The sequence below is a fragment of the Mycobacterium sp. KBS0706 genome (assembly GCF_005938675.2).
Classification (GTDB): Bacteria; Pseudomonadota; Alphaproteobacteria; order DSM-16000; family Inquilinaceae; genus Inquilinus.
On record NZ_VCCH02000248.1, the window covers coordinates 1 to 2111 of the forward strand.

Here is a 2111-nt window from a genome sequence, read left to right on the forward strand (position 1 = left end):
GGCACTTCGGGCAGTGCCGGTTGCGGCAGGAATTGTAGGCGTGGCGGATGGTGCCGCACTTCTGGCAGTGCTCGACATGACCGCCGAGCGCCGCCGTCCGGCACAGCTCGACGGCGCTCATCACCCGCCGCTCGACCCGGCCCAGGTGGCCGTCATGCACGCGGCGATAGGCGTCGCCGTACCGACGGAAGACCTCCGCCAGTTCCAGGCCCGTGTATATGGCGGATCAGGCGGGCGGCACCACCTCCAGCGCCAGCCGGTCGAGCAGGCTCTCGGTCCGTCGGATTAGCCCGTTCGAGACCTGGGCGTAGCGCGCCGTGGTCGACAGGTTGGCGTGCCCGAGCAGCACCTGGGTGATCCGGATGTCGGTGCCGTTCTCCAAGAGATGCGTGGCGAAGCTGTGCCACAGCGTGTGCACCGTCACTCGCTTGTCCAGACCGGCGGCGGCGCAGGCCGAGCGACAGGCGGCATGCAGCACCTGGACGTCGATCGGCTTGTCGGCCTCGCGGCCGGGGAACAGCCAGTGCTCGGGACGGGCCAGCCGCCAATAGCTGCGCAGGATGGCGAGCAACTGCACCGACAGCATGACGTAGCGGTCCTTGCCGCCCTTGCCGTGCTCGACCCGGATCACCATCCGCGCGCTGTCGACATCGCCGATCCTCAGGCCGACCACCTCAGACACGCGCAGCCCCGCGGCATAGGCCGTCGTCAGCGCCGTCCGGGTCTTCAGGCTCGGCACCGCCTCCAGGAACCGCACCACCTCGTCGGCGCTCAGCACCACCGGCAGCTTGCGCGGCTCGCGCGCGTAAGGGATCCGCTCCGGGATCTCGCCGTGGCCGAGCGTGACACCGTAGAAGAACCGCAGCGCACAGACCGTCTGGTTCAGCGCCGCCCAGGAGATCCCGGTCGACACCAGGTGGACCTGGAACGCCCGCACGTCCTCCAGACCCAGCCGCTCCGGCGACCGGCCGAAATACCGGCTGAACTTCGCCACCGCATGGACGTAGGATCGCTGCGTCGCCGGCGACAGATTGCGGACCGTCATGTCCTCGATCATGCGACGGCGCAGAGGGCTCAACTCGGCCATCGAAGCCTCCTGTCTGGTGATGGGGCTGCTCACAACCCCCATCATCCCAGCCAGGTGGCCTCCTCCGTCACCGCCTCATCCCGCGCCAGCGGGTTCGTTCAATCCCACAGAGTCAATCTCCAGGGCCCTTGGTATGAGATCGCGCTCGACCAGATCCGCGCTGTCCGCGCGGCCGACGTTCCGGAAGGCGTCGTGCTGATGGATGCCGGTTATGGCGCCGACACGAGGTTGCGCACCGAGATCACGGTGTTGGGCCTCACCTATGTCGCGGTTATCCAGCCGCACACGAGCGTCTGGGCACCCGGGACCGGGCCGCTGCCGCCCAAGCCGTGGTCCGGACGCGGCCGCCCGACCAGCCGGACGCGACGCGATGCCGAGCACCGGCCGATCCAGGCCAAAGCTCTCGCTCTCGATCTGCCGGCATCCGCCTGGGAGACGATCACTTGGCGCGAAGGCTCGGCCGACTGGCTCACCTCGCGCTATGCCCGGATACGGGTGCGGACCGGTCACCGCGACGAGAAGCTCCAAGCCCCCAGGGCCGAGGAATGGCTTCTGGTCGAATGGCCCGAAGACGAGGCGGAGCCGACCAAGTATTGGCTGTCGACCCTACCGGCCGACATCCCGTTCGCCGAACTGGTCGATCTCACCAAGCTGCGCTGGCGGATCGAACGGGACTACCAGGATCTCAAGCAGGAGCTCGGGCTCGGCCACTACGAAGGGCGAGGCTGGCTGGCTTCCATCATCACGCCACGCTCTGCATCGCCGCCTACGGCTTCCTGATCTCCGAGCGCGAGACGATTCCCCCCTCAGGACCATGTCCCGCCCCGAAACGCCCGCCGCTTGCCGTTCCCGACGGTTACCGACCCAGAGGCGCCGCCGATCCGGCCCGAACGCCACATCCCGAACTCGATCACGACCTTGCGCCGACGCCTCACCGTCGCACTCGCCAGGACCCTCCACCGATGTCCCTGCTGCAACGCTCCCGGTCAGACCAGGAACATTCCCCCTCGCTTATGACGCAGTA

General features: G+C 68.1%; 2 protein-coding genes and 1 pseudogene. 1 reads left to right on the top strand and 2 read right to left on the bottom strand.

The genetic code is table 11. The features are described 5' to 3' along the window. The coding region (locus FFK22_RS41555) for a transposase zinc-binding domain-containing protein (RefSeq protein ID WP_186002977.1) at positions 1-220 on the bottom strand (220 nt) is incomplete at its 3' end. 6 nt (positions 221-226) lie between these two features. After that, positions 227-1087: a site-specific integrase gene (locus FFK22_RS41560; RefSeq protein WP_138893658.1), complete on the bottom strand. Its 861-nt coding sequence runs from the start codon at positions 1085-1087 to the stop codon at positions 227-229. Between the two features lie 135 nt (positions 1088-1222). Between FFK22_RS41560 and FFK22_RS41565 the strand changes: the two are divergent. Further along, positions 1223-1974 (top strand): annotated as a pseudogene (locus FFK22_RS41565) (IS701 family transposase); the annotation flags it as partial. Positions 1975-2111 lie beyond the last annotated feature (137 nt).